General features: G+C 75.2%; 16 protein-coding genes. 5 read left to right on the top strand and 11 right to left on the bottom strand.

Annotated elements, in window-relative coordinates; all coding sequences use genetic code 11:
• Nucleotides 1-1,323 (bottom strand): NAD(P)/FAD-dependent oxidoreductase (locus OMK64_RS02975; protein WP_272726486.1); only part of this gene is annotated, 1,323 nt, incomplete at its 3' end.
• Between the two features lie 174 nt (nucleotides 1,324-1,497).
• Here OMK64_RS02975 and OMK64_RS02970 point away from each other — a divergent pair.
• The 3 genes from OMK64_RS02970 to OMK64_RS02960 all read left to right on the top strand — a co-directional run bounded on the left by OMK64_RS02970 (nucleotide 1,498) and on the right by OMK64_RS02960 (nucleotide 4,328).
• Nucleotides 1,498-1,659 (top strand): hypothetical protein, encoded by a 162-nt coding sequence (locus OMK64_RS02970; RefSeq protein ID WP_272726485.1) that lies wholly within the window; start codon nucleotides 1,498-1,500, stop codon nucleotides 1,657-1,659.
• Between the two features lie 240 nt (nucleotides 1,660-1,899).
• Nucleotides 1,900-3,018, top strand: coding sequence for a HesA/MoeB/ThiF family protein (locus OMK64_RS02965; protein WP_272726484.1), 1,119 nt, complete (start codon nucleotides 1,900-1,902; stop codon nucleotides 3,016-3,018).
• 8 nt (nucleotides 3,019-3,026) lie between these two features.
• Nucleotides 3,027-4,328, top strand: coding sequence for a hypothetical protein (locus tag OMK64_RS02960; RefSeq protein ID WP_272726483.1), 1,302 nt, complete (start codon nucleotides 3,027-3,029; stop codon nucleotides 4,326-4,328).
• On the opposite strand, the gene OMK64_RS02955 is transcribed toward OMK64_RS02960, so the two are convergent.
• Nucleotides 4,264-5,511, bottom strand: a complete 1,248-nt coding sequence (locus OMK64_RS02955) for an MFS transporter (protein ID WP_308201773.1) — start codon at nucleotides 5,509-5,511, stop codon at nucleotides 4,264-4,266. The genes OMK64_RS02960 and OMK64_RS02955 overlap by 65 nt on opposite strands.
• Before the next feature lie 177 nt (nucleotides 5,512-5,688).
• Nucleotides 5,689-6,054, bottom strand: coding sequence for a hypothetical protein (locus OMK64_RS02950; protein WP_272726481.1), 366 nt, complete (start codon nucleotides 6,052-6,054; stop codon nucleotides 5,689-5,691).
• Nucleotides 6,055-6,316: 262 nt separating this feature from the next.
• Between OMK64_RS02950 and OMK64_RS02945 the strand changes: the two genes are divergently transcribed.
• Both OMK64_RS02945 and OMK64_RS02940 read left to right on the top strand, forming a co-directional pair.
• The gene (locus OMK64_RS02945; protein WP_272726480.1) at nucleotides 6,317-6,547 is read left to right on the top strand and encodes a chemotaxis protein CheW; all 231 of its coding nucleotides are present in this window, start codon (nucleotides 6,317-6,319) and stop codon (nucleotides 6,545-6,547) included.
• Between the two features lie 171 nt (nucleotides 6,548-6,718).
• Nucleotides 6,719-7,417 carry a hypothetical protein gene (locus tag OMK64_RS02940; RefSeq protein WP_272726479.1) on the top strand — a complete coding sequence of 233 codons (699 nt, stop codon included), beginning with the start codon at nucleotides 6,719-6,721 and terminating at the stop codon, nucleotides 7,415-7,417.
• Between the two features lie 76 nt (nucleotides 7,418-7,493).
• Here OMK64_RS02940 and OMK64_RS02935 read toward each other — a convergent pair whose 3' ends face one another.
• The 8 genes from OMK64_RS02935 to OMK64_RS02900 form a co-directional block, all read right to left on the bottom strand.
• Nucleotides 7,494-9,410 (bottom strand): M3 family metallopeptidase, encoded by a 1,917-nt coding sequence (locus tag OMK64_RS02935; RefSeq protein ID WP_272726478.1) that lies wholly within the window; start codon nucleotides 9,408-9,410, stop codon nucleotides 7,494-7,496.
• Nucleotides 9,411-9,475: 65 nt separating this feature from the next.
• The gene (locus OMK64_RS02930) at nucleotides 9,476-10,222 is read right to left on the bottom strand and encodes a VOC family protein (RefSeq protein WP_272726477.1); all 747 of its coding nucleotides are present in this window, start codon (nucleotides 10,220-10,222) and stop codon (nucleotides 9,476-9,478) included.
• 88 nt (nucleotides 10,223-10,310) lie between these two features.
• Nucleotides 10,311-11,765 (bottom strand): lipase maturation factor family protein, encoded by a 1,455-nt coding sequence (locus OMK64_RS02925; protein ID WP_272726476.1) that lies wholly within the window; start codon nucleotides 11,763-11,765, stop codon nucleotides 10,311-10,313.
• Between the two features lie 101 nt (nucleotides 11,766-11,866).
• Nucleotides 11,867-12,382, bottom strand: coding sequence for a magnetosome magnetite crystal formation protein family (locus OMK64_RS02920; RefSeq protein WP_272726475.1), 516 nt, complete (start codon nucleotides 12,380-12,382; stop codon nucleotides 11,867-11,869).
• Nucleotides 12,383-12,524: 142 nt separating this feature from the next.
• Nucleotides 12,525-15,110, bottom strand: coding sequence for an MMPL family transporter (locus OMK64_RS02915; protein WP_272726474.1), 2,586 nt, complete (start codon nucleotides 15,108-15,110; stop codon nucleotides 12,525-12,527).
• A 45-nt stretch (nucleotides 15,111-15,155) separates the two neighbouring features.
• Entirely contained in the window at nucleotides 15,156-15,851 is a 696-nt protein-coding gene (locus OMK64_RS02910; RefSeq protein WP_272726473.1) for a TetR/AcrR family transcriptional regulator, read from the bottom strand.
• A 54-nt stretch (nucleotides 15,852-15,905) separates the two neighbouring features.
• Entirely contained in the window at nucleotides 15,906-16,571 is a 666-nt protein-coding gene (locus OMK64_RS02905; protein WP_272726472.1) for a GNAT family N-acetyltransferase, read from the bottom strand.
• Nucleotides 16,568-17,251 carry an HAD-IA family hydrolase gene (locus OMK64_RS02900; RefSeq protein WP_272726471.1) on the bottom strand — a complete coding sequence of 228 codons (684 nt, stop codon included), beginning with the start codon at nucleotides 17,249-17,251 and terminating at the stop codon, nucleotides 16,568-16,570. The genes OMK64_RS02905 and OMK64_RS02900 overlap by 4 nt, the downstream gene beginning before the upstream one ends.
• Between the last annotated feature and the right edge of the window lie 93 nt (nucleotides 17,252-17,344).

Genomic DNA, 17,344 nt, shown 5'->3' with positions numbered 1-17,344 from the left:
ACCTGACCGGGGGGCGCCGAGCGGGGGGCGGGCGGGCGGGGGGGGGGCCACGAGGGCGGGGTGCAGCAGCGCGAGCGGTGAGCCGACCAGGTGGTACAGCCGGCCGAGCGCGAGCTGCGCACGGGTGTCGCCGTGCGTCCCGAGCCGATTCACCTCGCCGATCCACCGGCCCATGGCCCGGTCGACGGGCGACGCGCGCCGGGCCGTCGGCACGAAGTCGCGGTCGACGCCGGTCGCGATGCCCCACGGCAGGTCGGCGAGCCGCCGGAACCGGCGCAGCAGCGCCCTCGTGCCACCGGGGCGGGCGAGCCGGCCGCGGCGGTCGGCGGTGCGTAGCGCCACGGCCTCGAGCGCCGCGACGGTCACCCCCTGCCCGTACACGGGGTTGAACGCGCACAGCGCGTCGCCGACCGCGAGCAGGCCGTCGGGCCAGTCGGGCAGCAGGTCGTAGCGGTGCCGCTGGTTGCCGGTCTGCCGGTGGACGGCGACGTCGCTCACGGCGCTGCCCGCGTCGGCGAGCTCGGCGATCGCCGGGTCGGGCAGCGCGTCGAGGAGTGCGCGGAGCCCGTCGGCGTCACGGGGCGGTCGCAGGTCGCCGGCGCCGACGACGCCGACGATCCACCGGTCGCCCTCGACGGGCAGCGCGATGCCGCCGGGTGCGCCGGGCTGCGCCTGGACGACGATGCCCGGCACCCCGACGCGGTCGTGCGGCAGGTCGACGACCCACGACGCGTACCCGACGCGCGCGTCGAGCAGGTCGGTGCGCGGCGGGCTGACGCCGAGGTGCTCGAGCCAGACGGGCAGCCGCGACGAGCGTCCCGTGGCGTCGACGACGAGGTCCGCGAGCAGCGGCTCGTCCCCGGCGACCTCGACGGCCCAGGGGTGCGAGTCGGGTCCGCCGACGGGCGCGTGCGCGAGGCCGTCGACGTGCGCCGCCGTCCGCAGCACGACGCCCGGCAGCCGCAGCACCCGCGCGCGGACGACGTGCTCGAACACGGGCCGGCTCACGGACAGGATGTCGAGCTGCGGGACGGGCGCGGACCAGCCGGCCGACGCGAGCCAGGCGAGGTCCCCGGTGTCGATGGCCAGCGCGCCGGCGGCGAGGAGGTCGGCGCGCGTGCCGGGCAGGAGGTCCTCGATGGCTGCGAGCCCGCGGTGCAGGTAGATGTGCGGCTGCGGGCTCTGCGGGACGCCGCGACGCGGGCGCGGCGTGTCCGGGAGGTCGTCGCGCTCGACGACGGTGACGGTCCGGCCGGGCCGGGCGAGCGCCGCCGCGGCGAGGAGCCCGGCCATCCCGGCGCCCAGCACGACGACGTGCCGCACCGACCGAGGTGTCGCCGGACGCGCGGACGGCCGGACGTCGGGTGGGCGTCGTCGCACGCGTCCAGGGTCCCCGCGTCCGCGCGGCCTGACCAGGCCCGTCCCGCAGCGTGGTCGACGAGCCGGGTCGACGGCGCACCGGGTGAGAAACGTACTCGCGAGTATCAACCCCAGGGGGTGCCTCTCCTGGTCGGGTGTTGCTGCCCGGTACGGCAGCGCACCGGACGACGACAGCAGGGGGGTGAACAGCAGATGACCATCGAGATCATGGAGGTCGAGGAGATCACCGCGACGCGGATCCACCTCGACCCGGACGCCTACGTTTACGGCGCCGCCTGACGACGCACCGAGGCCGGCCCGGCCCACCGCCGGGCCGGCCTCCGCGCGTCACGGCCCCCCGCGCCCGACGTGCCCCGCCTCGCCGCCCGCCCGACGCGCGGCGCGACGCACCCGGTCGAGGACACCGGCGGACCCGGACGGTCCCCGCGCAGCGACCACCGCGTCCCGCGGTCACGAGCCGTGACCCGGACGCCTCCCGGCGGCCCGCGCCGCCACCCCCCGGACCCGAACGAGGACGTCATGGTTCCCCGACTCAAGTCGCTCACCTGCCTCGCCCACGACGGCGAGCTGATCGTCAGCCTCGACCCGAAGACCCGCGTGCGGGTCGCCGACCCGGACGGCCGGGTCCTCGCGCTCCTGCGGCTGCTGCTCGACGGGACGCGTGACGTCCCGGCCCTCGCCGCCGCGCTGCGGACCCAGGGCTTCGCCACTTCGGACGACGACGTGGCGACCGTCGTCCGTCAGCTCGACGGCCTCGGCTGGCTCGAGGACGCGGCCGCCCCCGAGACGTTCGACGCGCACGACCGCGAGCGCTACGCGAGCAACCTGTTCTGGTTCGACGCGTTCACGACGCTCGACGTCCCGCGCGAGCAGCCGCAGCGCCGCCTGCGCGACGCGCACGTGCTCGTCCTGGGTGCGGGCGGCCTCGGGTCGGCCGCGCTCATGAGCCTCGCGGGGCTGGGCGTCGGCACGCTGACGGTCGTCGACCAGGACCTGGTCGAGCTCCGCAACTTCGCGCGCCAGTTCACGTACACGGAGGCGGAGGTCGGGCAGCCGAAGGCCGAGCGGGTGGCCGACTGGCTGCGCGCGTTCGACCCGTCGCTGCGCGTCACGGCCGAGCGCCGGCGCGTCGACTCCGAGGAGGACGTCGCGGACCTGCTGCGACGCGTCCGTCCCGACCTGGTGGTGCACGCGATCGACGACCCCGCCGAGATCGACCGCTGGGTCAACGGCGCGTGCGTCGCCGCGGGCGTGCCGCTCGTGCGCGGCGGGCTCGCCTACACGCAGGGCCTGTACTGGTCGGTCGACCCCGGCGTCAGCGCCTGTCAGGAGTGCCTGGTGCGGCACCGTGAGCGGCTCGCCGAGGGCGTCGACCGGGTCGCGATGGAGTGGCCCCTCGTGCTGCGGCAGGAGCACCGCAACCGGGGGATCGGGCCGGTCGCGCAGGTGCTCGGCGGGCTGGTTGCGCTCGAGGCGATGCGGTACCTCACCGGCCTGACCCCACCGGCGGCGGCCGGCCGCTACCAGCTCCTCGACTTCGGTGGCGACTGCGCGACCCGCACGGACCCCTGGCCAGCCGACCCCGACTGCCCGGTGTGCGCGACGGCTCCCGCCCGCGTCGCCGCACGCGCGGCCTGAGGAGTGCGATGACGACGCCCGCGGTCACCACCTCGGTTTCCGACGCCGACCTCGTGACCCCGTCCTCGGTCCTGCGCCTGCACGACCTCACGACGACTCCGCAGGGCGACCGCGTCGTCGTCGGCCACCCCGCGACGGGCCGCTTCGTGGCGCTGCCGGCGGTCGGTGCGCAGGCGCTGGCCCTGCTCGCCGCGGGCCGGTCGGTCGCCGACGTGGAGCGTGCGGTGACCCCGCCCGACGCGCCCGAGCCCGTCGACGTCGTGTCGTTCGCGCGCTCGCTCGTCCTGCTCGGATTCGTCGCGGCGGTCGACGAGTCCGCGGTCGCGGCACCGGCCCCCGAGCACGCCGGGCCGGCCGGCACGGGCTGGGCCGTCGCCCCGCGGGTCCGGCTGCCGTGGCTGTTCGGCCGCGCGGCGGGCGTCCTCGCCGCGCTCGCAGCGCTCGCGTCGATCGTCCTCGTCGCCGCCGTCCCGCGCGTCCGCCCCGACGCGCTCGACCTGTTCTTCCTGGCCAGCCCGGCGCAGAGCATCGCCGCGGTCGTCGTCGTGACGTACGTACTGGCCGGCGTGCACGAGCTCGCGCACGTCCTGGCGGCGGCCGCGCTCGGCGTCCCGGCACGCCTCCGTGTGACCCGCCGGACGTACTTCCTCACGTTCGAGACGAACCTGACGGGCCTGTGGGCGCTGCCGCCGCGTCGCCGCGTCGGGCCGCTGCTGGCCGGGATGGGCTTCGACGCGTTCGTGCTGTGCGCGGCGCTCACCCTGCGCGTCGCGGGCGTCGGCCCCGACGCGTTCCTCGCGGCGGTCGTCATGATCGAGCTCACGGCCATCGTCGTGCAGCTGTTCGTGTTCCTGCGGTCCGACGTCTACGCGGTGATGACGGCCCTGCTCGGCTGCACGTCGCTCGACCGCACGACCCGCCTGCTGCTGCGGCGCGCGGTCCGCCGGCTGACCCCGGAGCAGGCGGCGGCGCTCGCGGCCGCACCCGCGCGGGACCTGGCGGTCGCGCGCTGGTACCGCTGGGTGCACGTGACGGGGTACGCGCTCGCGGCGGCGTTCTTCGTCGCGGTGTTCCTGCCCTCGACGTGGTTCATGCTGCGCTGGGTCGTCGAGTCGGTGGTCGTGCACGGGCCGTCGACGTGGGCGTTCTGGGAGGCCCTGCTGCTGGGCGTCGTCGTGCTGTCGCCGCGGGCCGTCACGGGCGTGGTCGCGCTGCGCGACCTGCGGGCCCGTCCTGCTCGGGGTGTCACTCCGGCTCGGGAGCGTCCTGCTCGTCGGCGTGCGCGACGTGGCGCAGCTGCGACCAGATGAGGACGACGAACAGCGCCGACCCGACGAACGCGAACCAGAACGGCGCCGTCACGCCGTAGTGCTGCGCGAGCACCCCGCCGACCCCGGCGCCGACGACGAGCCCGCCGAACACGCCGACCAGGTTGACGCTCGCGACGCGCCCCTGGAGCGCGGTCGGCACGGCCCGCTGCCGGATCGTCACGGACGTCGTGCCCCAGACGAACGCGTGCGCGCCGAACACGAAGAACACGACCATCGCGAACCAGGCGGTCGTGGTGAGCGCGAGCGCGAGGTGCGTGAGCGTCTCGATGACCAGGCCGATGCGCATGAGGTTCGCGAGGCTGATCCGGGCCGTCAACCAGCCGTAGGAGAACGTCCCGACGAGCCCGCCCACGGCCTGCACGGTCGTCACGAGCCCGAACCCGACGGCCCCGAGCCCGAGCCGCTGCTGGGCGTACAGGACGAGCACCGCCCACGCGGCGCCGAACGTCACGTTGAAGATGAGGATCGTCAGGACGAGCGTGCGCACGGCGGCGTGGTGCAGGACCCAGCGCACGCCCTCGGCGATGTCGTGCCGGATGTGCGTCGCCTTGCGCTCGGTGTGCACGGGCGCGACGCGGAGCCGCGACACCATGACCGCGCCGGCGGCGACGAGCAGCGCGTCCGCGGCGAACGGGACCGCCTGCCCGGCCGCGAACAGCGCGGCGCCGAGCGGCGGGCCGACGAGCTGGTTGACGGTGACGAACCCGGCCTGGATGCGGGAGTTCGCGAGGGCCAGGTCGCCGCGCCGGACCAGCATCGGCACGAGCGTCGACGACGCGTTGTCCGCGAACGTCTCGGCGGTGCCGAGCAGGAACATCGCGACGAGGACGAGGACGATGGGGGCGGCGTCGACGGCGACGGCGGTGGCGAGCAGCGCGAGGGCGACGGCCCGGACGGAGTCGACGGTGACGACGAGGCGGCGGCGGTCGAGCCGGTCGGTCAGCGCGCCCGCCCAGAGGCCGAACAGGAGCGGCGGCAGCCACTGGAGGAGCGCGGCGAGCGCCACGAGGAACGCGTCGTCGGTCCGGGACGCGACGAGCAGGGGACCGGCCGCGAGGACGATGCCGTCGCCGAGGTTCGTCGTCCACGACGAGGCGAGCAGCCACCGGAACCCGGCGCCGAGCCTGTGCGGGACGACGGACTCGACGATCCGCGACGACACGGCGAGCACGGTAGCCCGGCGTACCGTCACGCTCCCAACCGGGTCGCGTCCCGCGGACGTGGCCCGCGGGTCAGCCGACGACGGCCTGCTGCGGGCTCGCGGGACGGGCGCCCGACGTCGTGTCCGGTCCTCCTCGGATCGACGCCGCACGCGGACCGACCGCGTGCGAGCGCCGCGTCAGCGGAGCGCTGCGAGCAGCTCCGGGTCGTCCATCCCCGGCACGGCGTACCCCGTCGCGTCGTCCCACGGCACCTGCTCGCGGTCGAGGCGCACCGACCACCACGCGTCGGGCACGGCGCGGCGCAGCTCGGTCAGCGTCGAGCACCAGTGCAGCAGCGCGGTCAGCGCGTGCAGCGGGTGCACCGGGAGCTCGGTCCGGCCGCGCAGCACGACGGCCTCGGGCAGGTCGGCGTCGGGCACGAGTCGCGGGGCGCCGTCCGGGGCGCCGGAGTTCCCCTGCTCGACGAGGCGGGTGACCCGTGACTGCTCCTCGGGGTCGAGGGGTGTCGGGCGCTCGGCGATGTACTGGAGGGTGACGGCCACGGCCGCACAACCTACTGCCTGGTACCGCCCGGTTGTGACGGTTCGCCCGCAATCCTCCGGTTCGTCGCCGGACCGTGACCCGCGACCGGCCGCGCCGGCACGACGAGGTGCCTGGACACGCGTCCGGGTGTGACGAAGATGGCCCTTTCGGCCCAGGCCGAGCGCATCCACATGGTGAGACGATGATCGAGCCGGTGACCCCGGCGACCCCGAATCCCCGGGCGTCCGTGCGACGCCCCGCGCACTCACGAGGAGCGTCCCGATGGCCACCGACACCCTGCCCGGCCCCGTCACCGCCCGCCACGACGAGCCGATCGGCCAGCGCGTCCGCGCGCTGGTCGACACCGTCCGCTGGGCGCCCGCCCCGCGCTTCGAGGGCACCGCGGCGCACCGGTGGCGCTTCGTCGCCTACCTCGGCGGCAGCATGCTCGCGTGGACCGTCGTCGGCCTCGCTGTCACCGCCGGCCTGGGACGCGTGCTCGGGCTCTCCTGAGCCGTCGCTGCCACCACACCGTCGGGTGACGTCGCCTGACTATGGACGGGCCCCTGACCAGCGCGGTCGTCGTCCGACGAGGTCCCGGCCCGACGCGCATGTTGCTCCGGTCGGGCGAATCGGACGTCGAACCCTCAAGTCGGGCATATCGGCGCCGATAGCGTGCGCGCCGTGCCCGTCGCCGTCGCGCCCTCCCCGCTCGCCGTCGTCCCCGTCGCGCGCGTCGTCGCGCCCGAGGTCGTCGCGACGCCGGTCGCGCGCGGAGCCCGCCACGGTCGCCGACGGCTGCACGCGGCGCTCGGCCCGCGGGTCATGCGCGTGGTCGTGGTGGCCTCGACGTCGCTCGCCGTGGTCCCCGCGCTCGCAGTGGGCGCCGCCGGGAGCGGGGTGGTGCACGCCGCTCCGGCGACGGCCGCCCTGGACGTCGTCGCCCGGGGCTCGTCCGTGACGGCGGCGCTGGCCGTGGTGGCCGTGTGGCTGACGGGCTGCGCCGTCGCGGTCCCGGCCGGCACGGTCGCGACGTGGCTCGCGCTGCGGCCGCTCGCGGCGCGCGACCTGCGGCGGCTCGAGGCGGCGCTCGACGGCGCGACGGTCGTGCAGGGTGTCGGCATCCGGCCCGGGTACGGGCGCAGCCGCGCGGTCGAGCTCGCCGACGGGTCCGTCGTCACCATCACGCGTCTGGTCGACCGCGACGCGCGCGGCCGCCAGGTCGGCTTCACGCGGTCCGGCGGGATCGACGGGGTCGGCCGTGCCGCCGCCGCGATGGCGCTGACCGCGCACCAGCAGGCCGTCGGCGAGACGCCGTGGTTCCCCGCGCTCGTCGACGGCCGTCGGCCGCAGCGGTGGGGCACGTTCGGCACCACGCCCTGAGCGCGCCGCACGACCGCCGGGGTCGCCGCCGTCCTGACCGGCGCGGCGGCGGCCCCGGCTCCCGTGCGGGCGGACGTCAGGGACGCGTCGCGAGCCAGGTCTCGAACGCGTCGAAGGACGTCGCGCGTCCCAGGAACCGCTCGACGAGGTCCGCGGCGTCGGCGGTGCCGCCAGGGGCGAGGATCGCGTCCCGGTAGCGGCGCCCGACCTCGAGGTTCATGAGGTCGTCGCCGAAGGCCGTCCGCAGGTCCTTCGCGATGACGAGGCTCCAGAGGTACGTGTAGTACGCCGGCCCGTAGCCCTCGAGGTGCCCGAAGCCGGTGACCTGGTGCGTGTCCGGCAGCGCCGCGTACGGCCCGAAGCGCGCGTCGATCTCGGCCGTGTACGCATCGAGGTCCGCGGGCGGTGCCGCGTGCAGGCCGTACGACAGCGCCGTGAAGTTGAGCTGCCGACGCGTCCACGCCCCGCGCCCGAACGCGTCGGCCCGGCGCATCCGCTCGACGAGGTCGGTCGGGATCGGCTCGCCCGCGTCGTCCGTCGCGAACGTGCGCAGCACGCCCGGGTCCCACGCCCACTCCTCGAGCAGCTGGCTGGGCGCCTCGACGAAGTCCCACTCGGTCGCGACGCCCGTGAACGCGGCCCACCGCTGCGCGCCGCCGACGATCTCGTGTACCAGGTGCCCGAACTCGTGGAAGAACGTCACGACGTCGTCGTGCTCCATCGTGCCCGTCGGGAAGTTGCAGACCAGCACGCCCTCCGGCAGGTGCTCGCCCACGACGCCGGGCACGAGCGGGAACTGCGCGGCGTGGTTGAACTTGCCCGGGCGCGGGTGCATGTCGAGGTAGACCCGGCCGATGCGCTCGCCGTCCGACTCGACGTCGAGCACGTCCACGTCGGGGTGCCACGTCGGCGCCTCGACCGGCACGAACGTCAGGCCCAGCAGCCGGCTGACCGTGCCGACCACGCCGTCGCGGACCTGCGGGTAGCGGAAGTAGCGGCGCACCTCCTGCGCGTCGACGTCGTACTGCTCGCGGCGCACGACCTGGTCGTAGTAGAGGCTGTCGGCGGGGGTCACGGCGGCGGCGGACGGGTCGTCGGCGCGGAACCGGGTGAGCAGCACGTCGACGTCGTCGCGGGCGCGGTCCGCCGTGAGGCCGTCGAGGCGGTCGACGAAGTCCCGGATCGCGGCGCCCGAGCCGATCATCTTGACCTCGGCGTCGTAGCTCGGCCAGTCCGCGTACCCCAGCAGGTGGGCGCGCTCGTCGCGCAGCCGCAGCAGCTCCGCGAGCACCGGGCCGTTCTCGGGCCACGCGGTGCGCAGGTACTCCGAGGTGAGGGCCGCGCGCACCGACGCGTCGCGCGCGTACGTCCGGACCGGGATGAGGTCGGGGTAGTCCGTCGTCAGCGTGACGAGGCCGTCGTCGCCTGCGGGGTGCTCGGCGCGGAAGTCGTCGGGCAGGCCGTCGAGCTGCTCCGGGCGGACGTGGATGCGGCGCGTGCCCTCGCGGATGTTGCGGGCGAACTCGAGCCCGAGCTCGGTGCACCGCTCCGCGAGCGCCTTGAGCTTCGCGCGCTGCTCGTCGGACTGGTCCACACCGGCCCGGCGGAAGTCGCGCAGCACGTGCTCGCGCAGACGGCGGGCGTCGTCGTCGAGCCCGTCCTCCGTCGTCGCAGCCAGGACCTCCCACAGCTCACGGTCGAGGCCGCGCGACGTCGCGAGGTCCTCCGCGGCCTGTGCGCGCTCCTCCGCGGCGGACCGCAGGTCGGCGTCGGGGTGGACCTCGGCGAGCAGGTGCGCCGCGGCCGACGCGCGGCCCAGCGCGAGGTCGCTGCGGTCCCACAGGGCGAGCACGTCCGCGGTCGTCCGCGGGGTGCCGTCCTTGAGGGTCGCCAGGTGGGCGCGGGCCGTGTCGAGGGACGCGTCGACGGTCTCCGCGAGGAAGGCCGGCCAGGCGTCGGCGTCGGTGGGGAAGCGCGTGGGAGCGGCAGTCATGCGCCGACGCTACACACGCGGCCGGCGCGGCCGGGGACGGAAATCCGGTGGACGCGCGCGGGCGCTCAGGCCGGTCGGACGCCCGTGTCGGGGGAGCGGCCCGTCAGGCAGTAGGTCAGGCCCGCGGGGTCGCGCATGACCGTCCACTGGTCGAAGCGCGCGACGACCTGCGCCCCGAGGTCCTCGTGCTCCGCGACGACGTCGTCCCGGTCGGGGCCCGCCGCCGCGACGTCCACGTGCGCCGTCACCACCGTCCGCGCGTCGTCCTCGCCGAGCCGCTGAATCAGGAGCCGCACGGGCATCCCGTCCGGGCGCGCGAGGGCGACGAGCTCGAGCGACGTGTCGCCCGCGACGGGCCAGCCGGTGAGCGCCGACCAGAAGGCGCGCTCGCGGTCGACGAGGGGCGCCGGGATGTCGAGGCAGAGCTGGTCGACGCGCGCACGCCCGCCGCGCGGGCCGGCGACGGGTGCGGGTCGCCGCCGCTCGCCGCCGTCGGGCACGACGCAGAACACGAAGCCGCCGGGCGACGCGAGAACGACGTGCTCCTCCCGGTACAGCTCGGTCGCGCCCAGCCCGACGGCGCCGGCTGCCGCCGCGGACACGTCGTCGACGTGCAGGTCGAGGTGCACGCGCGGGCCCTCGTCGAACCGCTGGACGCGGAGGAACGCGTCGCCGTCGGGCGGCAGCAGCGTCGCGAACTCGCCGCCCGGCCCGCGCGGCGTGGACAGGTGCGTCGCCGTGACCGCCTGCCAGAACGTGACCCCGTCGGAGAACCGGTCTCCCGGCAGGTCGAGGAAGATCGTCGCCCACACCACTCGCACGTCGCCGCGCCTCCCGTCCGTCCGCCGTGTGCCCGCCCATCGTGCCGTGTGGGCGACCTTCGGGCAGGCCGGTCAGCCGTCAGCGGTGGCGGGCGAGCGTCGCGAGGTCGAGTGCGTCGATCATCACGCCCGTGTCCTCGCGCACCCAGCGGTCGCCGGTCGCGCGACGCTCGTCGGGGCGCGCGAACCGGTAGCGGTACGTGCGGGCGCGGACCCAGCGGGGCGGCTCGCCGTCGAACGGGTCGTGCCGCAGGAGCCGCAGCGTGGGGCGGTCTGCCTCCAGGAGCTTGACCAGGAACGGCACGAACCAGCGGAGCTGCGCCGACGACCCGAGGGCGAGGAACCACATGCCCCAGTCGAGCCGCAGGTGGTACGGCGCGAACTGGCGCGGCAGCCGACGCACGTCGCCGGGCTTGCCGTGGAACTCGTACTCCTCCCAGCGGGCGTCCGGACCGGGGACGGCGTCGCGTGTGCCCTCGACGACGACCTCGCTGCGCTGCCGGGTGATCGTGCCGAACGCGCCGTACGCGTTGACCAGGTGCCACACGTTGAACGACGCGTTCATGCGCTGGTGCTTCGAGACGAGGTTGCGCAGCGGCCACCACGACAGCACGACGCACAGCGCGGAGACGGCGAGGGCGACGACGACGTAGGCGGTCGGCTCGTCGGGCGCCGGGGCGCTGCCGCCGACCTCGAGGCCGAACGGGCGCAGGACCGCCGCCCAGGACGCGTCGTCGATCGCCGACAGGGCCAGCACGATCGTCAGCCAGTTGAGCCACGCGAAGTTGCCGGACAGCACGAGCCAGAGCTGCGTGACGACGACGACCGCCGCCGCGACCGCCGCGACGCGTCCGGGGACCAGCAGGAACCACGGCACGACGAGCTGCGCGACGTGGTTGGCGGCGACCTCGACGCGGTGCAGCGGGCGGGGGAGCAGGTGGAACAGGCGGCTGAGCGGCCCGGGCATCGGCGGCGTCTCGTGGTGGTAGTAGAGCGCCGTCAGGTCCCGCCACGCGGGGTCGCCGCGCCACTTGATGAGGCCTGCCCCGAGCTCGAGCCGGAACACCAGCCACCACAGCAGCACCAGCACGGTGACGGGCGGGGCGACGCCGTCGGACCCGAGGAACGCGACGAGGAACCCCGCCTCGAGCAGCAGCGACTCCCAGCCGAACCCGTAGAAGATCTGCCCGACGTTGACCACCGACAGGTAGAGCGCCCAGAGGACGAGGAACGCGAGCATCGGGACCCACCACGGCCCCCGCTGCGGGAGCCCGACGACGAGCGAGACCGCGACGGCGAGCCCGACCCAGCCGAGCGCGACGAGCCGCCGGTCCGAGTACGGCCGCAGCAGGCTCGGCGACGACCGCCACGGGACGCGCGCGACGAACGACGGCACCGGCAGCAGACCGTGCTCACCGAGCAGCGGGCGGAACTGCCGCAGCACCGCGACGAACGCGACGACGTACACGGCGGCGACCCCGTGCTGCACGGCCGCCCGCGCCACGGTGTAGCCCTCGGCGTCGAACCACTCCACGCGCACCACTCCTTGCCGTCCAGCGTGCGCGCCGGGGGGAGGGCGCGCGACCGGTCGACGGCCGGTGCCTCGACCCGGTCAGCGGCGCGGACGGCCGTCCGTCAGGCGCGCACGAACGGGATCGCGCCGACCGTGCGCGTGAGGTCGCCGCGCGCCGCACGGTTGGCCGCGACGATCGACAGCACGAGCCCGTAGATCACCAGCAGCACCAGCAGGCCCATCGCGGTGCTGATCGGGCTCGCGAGCGGCACGGGCTCGTCGCTCGCGAACGTCATGAGCAGCACGACGTGCACCGCCAGCAGCACCGCGGTGTAGAGCAGCTGGCTCAGGTGCCAGTTCACCGCCCGACGCACGACCTCGTGACCGGTCGGCGTCAGTGTCTTGCGGACGGCGGCCCGGTAGCCCAGCGCACCGGCGACCACCAGCAGGTTGCTCAGCATCGGCACGCACAGCAGCAGCCCGAGCCCCCACCACCACGCACCCGCCCCGGTCGTCGGCGGGCCGCTGACGGGCGCCTCCTGCCCGGGCGGCAGCGGCGGCGGCACACGGTCGTACGGGGTGTTCGCCCGACGCGGGTCGTCGGGTCCGGAGGGCTGGGGGACGGTCCACTCGCTCACGCACCCCATCCCATCAAACGACCGCGGCTCGCCGCCCGCGGGCGACACGCGCGCCGACCACAACATCAGGGCGGCTGCGAGCCCGGGAAGCGCGCGTGATGTTGTGGTCGGCGCTGTCGAGGAGTGGAGGGGCGGTGGGGCGTCAGGCGGTCGGCGACGGCTCCGGGTCGAGGTGGGCCTCGTGCTCGTGCGGGTGGCGGCGCTCCAGGGCGGCACCCTCGACGTCCACGTCCGGCAGCAGGCGGTCGAGCCAGCGCGGGATCCACCACGCCTTGTCGCCGGCGAGGTGCATGAGCGCGGGGATGAGCACCATGCGGACGACGAACGCGTCGACGAGCACACCGAACGCGAGGGCGAACCCGATGGGCCGGATCATCGCCGAGTGCGAGAACACGAACCCGCCGAACACGGAGATCATGATGATCGCCGCAGCGGTGACGACGGCCCGCCCGGCCCGCAGGCCCTGCACGACCGCGATCCGCGCGGGCGCGCCGTGGGCGTACGCCTCGCGCATGCCGGACCCGAGGAACAGCTGGTAGTCCATCGCGAGGCCGAACAGGATGCCGACGAGGATCGTCGGGAGGAAGTTCAGCACCGGGCCGGGCGTCTCGACGCCGAAGACGCCGGACAGCCAGCCCCACTGGTAGATCGCGACGACCCCGCCGATCGCGGCGAAGAAGGACAGGATGAACCCGAGCGTCGCGACGACCGGCACGAAGATCGACCGGAACACGACGATCAGGATCAGCAGCGACAGCCCGACGACGACCGCGAGGTACGTCGGCAGGGAGTCGGCGAGCGTGTCGGACACGTCGATGTTGCCGCTGGCCTGGCCCGCGACGCCGATCGAGTCCACGCCGTCGACCGACAGGTCGCGCAGCGTGTGCACGAGCTCCTCGGTCGACTCGCTCGTCGGGCCCTCAGCCGGGACGACCTGGAACGCGATCGTCGTGCCGTCCTCGGACGAGCCGATGGGCGCGACGGCGACGACGTCGTCCTGCTCGAAGATCGCCGAGCCGATGCGCGCCTGCTCGACGGTCTCCTGGCCCTCGCCGGGCGCCTCGGGGAGCGTCGCGACGACGACGAGCGTGCCGTTCTGGCCCTCGCCGAACCGCTCGTCGATCGTCGAGTAAGCGCGGTACTGCGTGGAGTCGTGCGGCTCGGACGACCCGTCGGGCAGGCCGAGCCGCAGCTCGGCGGCGGGCAGCGCGACGACGACGAGCGCACCGACGCTGAGCAGGGCGCCCAGCATGGCCTTCCACGTCGTCATGGGGCGCAGCGGCTTGGTCGGCGCGGCCACGACGACGTCGCCCGTGCCCGAGCCGGCGGCGGCGAACGCCGCGCGCTCGCGGCGGTTGAGGACACGCGTGCCGAGCATCGACAGCAGCGCGGGCGTCATGGTGATCGCGATGAGCACGGCGACGAGCACCGAGAACGCGCCGACGGTGCCCATGAGGCCCAGGAACGGGATGCCGGTGATGTTGAGCGCGAGCAGCGCGATGAGCACGGTCGACCCGGCGAAGACGACGGCGTTCCCCGACGTCCCGTTCGCGAGCCCGATGGACTCGTGCACGTCGTAGCCCTGCTTGAGCTGGCGGCGGTGCCGGTTGACGATGAACAGCGCGTAGTCGATGCCGACGGCGAGGCCGAGCATGACGCCGAGGATCGGGGTCACCGACACCATGTCGACGACGCCCGACAGGGACATCGCGCCGAGCGCGCCGATGCCGACGCCGAGCAGCGCCTGGAGGATCGGCAGGCCTGCGGCGAGGAACGTGCCGAGCATGACGACGAGCACGACGCCCGCGACGACGACGCCGATGACCTCGCCGACGCCGAGCAGCTCCGGCACGCCGCCCGAGATCTCGGACGAGTAGTCGACCTGGACGCCGTCGATCGGCTCGTCGAACGCGGCGAGCAGGCCCTCCTTGGTCGAGTCGGCCAGGTTCATCGACGCCTCGGTGAACGACACCGGGACCACGACGGCGCTGCCGTCGGACGACACCAGGCGGATCTCGGAGGCCATGTCGAGCAGCGTCGAGCCCGCCTCGAGCTGCGGCTCCGACGCCTCGAGCTCCTCGCGGCCCGCGTCGATCGTCGCCTGCTGCTCGGTCACGACGGCGAGCTGCGCGTCGAGCTGCGCCTGCTGCGCGTCGAGCTGCGCCTGCTGGGCCGCGACCTGCGCCTGCGCGACCGGACCGGCGCCAGCCGCCTGCTGCGCCGCGGCCTCGAGCTGCGCGCGGCCCGCGTCGAGCTGCTGCTGTGCGGCGTCGAGCTGCGCCTTGCCCGCGTCGAGCTGCTCCTGACCCGCGTCGAGCTGCGCGCGGCCCTGCTCGAGCTGCGCGCGGCCGTCGTCGAGCTGCTGGCGCTGCTCCTCGAGGTCGGCCTGCGTCGCGAACGGGTCCACGACGTCACGGACACCGTCGACGTCGCGCGCGGCGTCGATGCGGTCGACGATCGCGGCCTTCTGCTCGTCGGTGAACGCGGACCCGTCCTCGGTCGAGACGACGACCGTGCCCGTGCCGCCCGCGGCGGACGGCAGCTCGCGCTGGAGCTGGTCGGTGACCTCGGCGGTCGGGGTGTCGGGGATCGTGAACGCGCTCGCGAGCGTGCCGCCGAAGGCGACGAACGTGACGCCGACGACGACGAGGACGGCGAACCAGCCGGCGACGACGGCGCGCGCGTGGCGCGCCGAGGCACGCCCGAGGCGGTACAGGAGCTCAGCCATGGTGGGTCTCTCCGGTCGGACGGATGTCGGTGCGGTGCCGGTCGGTCAGTGCGAGATCGGCGTGGGGGCGCCGGGCGGGGTGCCCGTCGGGGTGTCGGACGGGGTGCCCGTCGGGGTGCCGGTCGCCGCGCCGTAGCCCGTGCGGGCGGCGGCGAGGAGACGTTCGACGAGGTCGGCCCAGACCTGGCGGGAGCGGGCGTCGTCCGCGCCGCCGGTGGCCTGGTGCCAGTAGCCGTGCAGGACGAGCGCGCCGCTCATGAGCGACCCGACGAGCAGGCGCACGTCGAGCTCGTCGGCGTCGTGGTGGCGGCGCAGGAGCTCGGCGGACATGCGGCCGCTGACCTCGGTGAACGCGCGCCCGATGAGGGCGGCGTGGCGCGGGGTGAGCTCGTCGTCGGAGTCCTTGCCGAGCACGCGGGTCAGGTAGGCGATGGGGGTGACGAGGTCGGTCGACCGCAGCGCGTGCGCGAGCTCGTCGAACATCGTCGCGTCGGCGTCGGGTGCGGTGTGCGACTCGAAGGTGTCGACGACCGTGCCGAGGATGTCGCTGCAGACGGTGATGACGATCTCGTCGAGCGACTCGAAGTGGTTGAAGACGGTGCGGCGCGAGACGTCCGCGCGGTGCGCGAGCTCGTCGACGGTGAAGGCCGTGCCGCCCGTCTCCTGCATGAGGGCCGCGGCGGCGTCGACGATCGCGCGGTGGTGCTTCTCCCGCAGCGCGGCGCGTCGTCCGATGGTCACGCTTGCGACACTAAGTGCACCGTTGCACTCAGTGCAATCGGCGTCGGTGCCTGTTCACCCCGCGTTCAGCGTGAGGAGCGCCACACCCGGGTCGGGGTCGGACGCCAGCCGCGCGTGCGTCTCGACGTCGAAGCGCTCGTCGCCGTACCGCAGCTTCGCGCGCTCGACGCCCTCCGGCGCGAACCCGGCACCCGTCGCGACGCGGCACGACGCGGGGTTGTTCACCCGGTGCCCGAGCTCGAGCCGGAACAGCCCGAGGTCGTCGAACGCGAACCGCGCGACCGACGCGACCGCCCGCGTCGCGAGCCCACGACCCCGCTCGCTCGCCGTGAGCCAGTAGGACACCCACGCCGTCGCGTGCCGGTGCTCGACGTGCGCGAGCGCGACGTGCCCGACCGCGCGCCCGTCGACGCGCACCGCGAAGGCCCACGTCGGGTCCGCCGACTGCACGAGCTGGCTCTCGATGAGGTCGCGCGCGTCGTCGACGCTCGGCACCGCGCCGCCGCCCAGCTGCAGCACGAGGTCCGGGCTCTCGGCCACGGCCGCGGCCAGCGCCTCGGCGTCCGACGCGCGCCACGGCCCGAGCGTCGCGACACGCCGTGCCGTGGGCACCGTGCCGCGGGCGCCGAGCGGTCCGCGCGACAGCCGGCCGGGCGCGGGCAGCGTGCGGCGGGTCGTCGGGCGCCCGCTCCGGGACGACGGCAGCGAGCCGCGCGTCATCGGGCGGTCACCCGGAGGAGGCCGTCGGTGGCGTCGACCGACAGGCAGCGCAGGTCGTGCACGAGCGACGTCGCACCCGCCGCGGCCAGCGCATCGGCCTCGAACGTCCCCACCACCGCGACGACGGGCATGCCCGCCCCGCGCGCCGACGCGACGCCGTCCGTCGTGTCCTCGAACGCGAGGCAGTCCGCGGGGTCGAGGTCCAGGACGGCCGCACCGCGCAGGTACGGCTCGGGGTCGGGCTTGCCGCGGGACACGTCCTCCGACGTCACGAACACCGACGGGATCGGCAGCCCCGCCGCGCGCAGCCGGGTCGTGACGATCTGCTCACGGCCCGACGTCACGCAGCCCCACGCCGTCGTCGGTAGGGCGTCGAGCAGCGCGGCGGCACCGGGCAGCGCGACGACCGAGGCCGCGGCGGCGAGACCGGCCTCACGGGACAGGTCGAGCGCGCGCGCCTGCAAGTCCGGCGGCACGAACCGGTCGACCAGGTCCTGCGCGCGGGCGGCGACCGACGCCGCGACGATGGGCTCCGGGTCGATCCCGATCGTCTCCGCGAGCCAGCGCCACGCCGAGCGGATCGCGTCCGCCGAGTCGACGAGCGTGCCGTCGACGTCGAAGAGCACGCCGCGGCACTCGACGCTCCAGGCGTCGGACGGGGAGGTGAGCGGGGGAGCCATCCCGGTAGCGAACCAGGCGTCGGGCCGTCGTGCCCGGTCGTCCGGCTCGCGAGCCGTCCCCGCCCGGCTCCCGGCGGCCCGCCGGACCGCGCG

Source organism: Cellulomonas fimi (assembly GCF_028527925.1).
Classification (GTDB): domain Bacteria; phylum Actinomycetota; class Actinomycetes; order Actinomycetales; family Cellulomonadaceae; genus Cellulomonas; species Cellulomonas fimi_C.
This window is presented reverse-complemented; position numbering and strand designations above follow the sequence as displayed.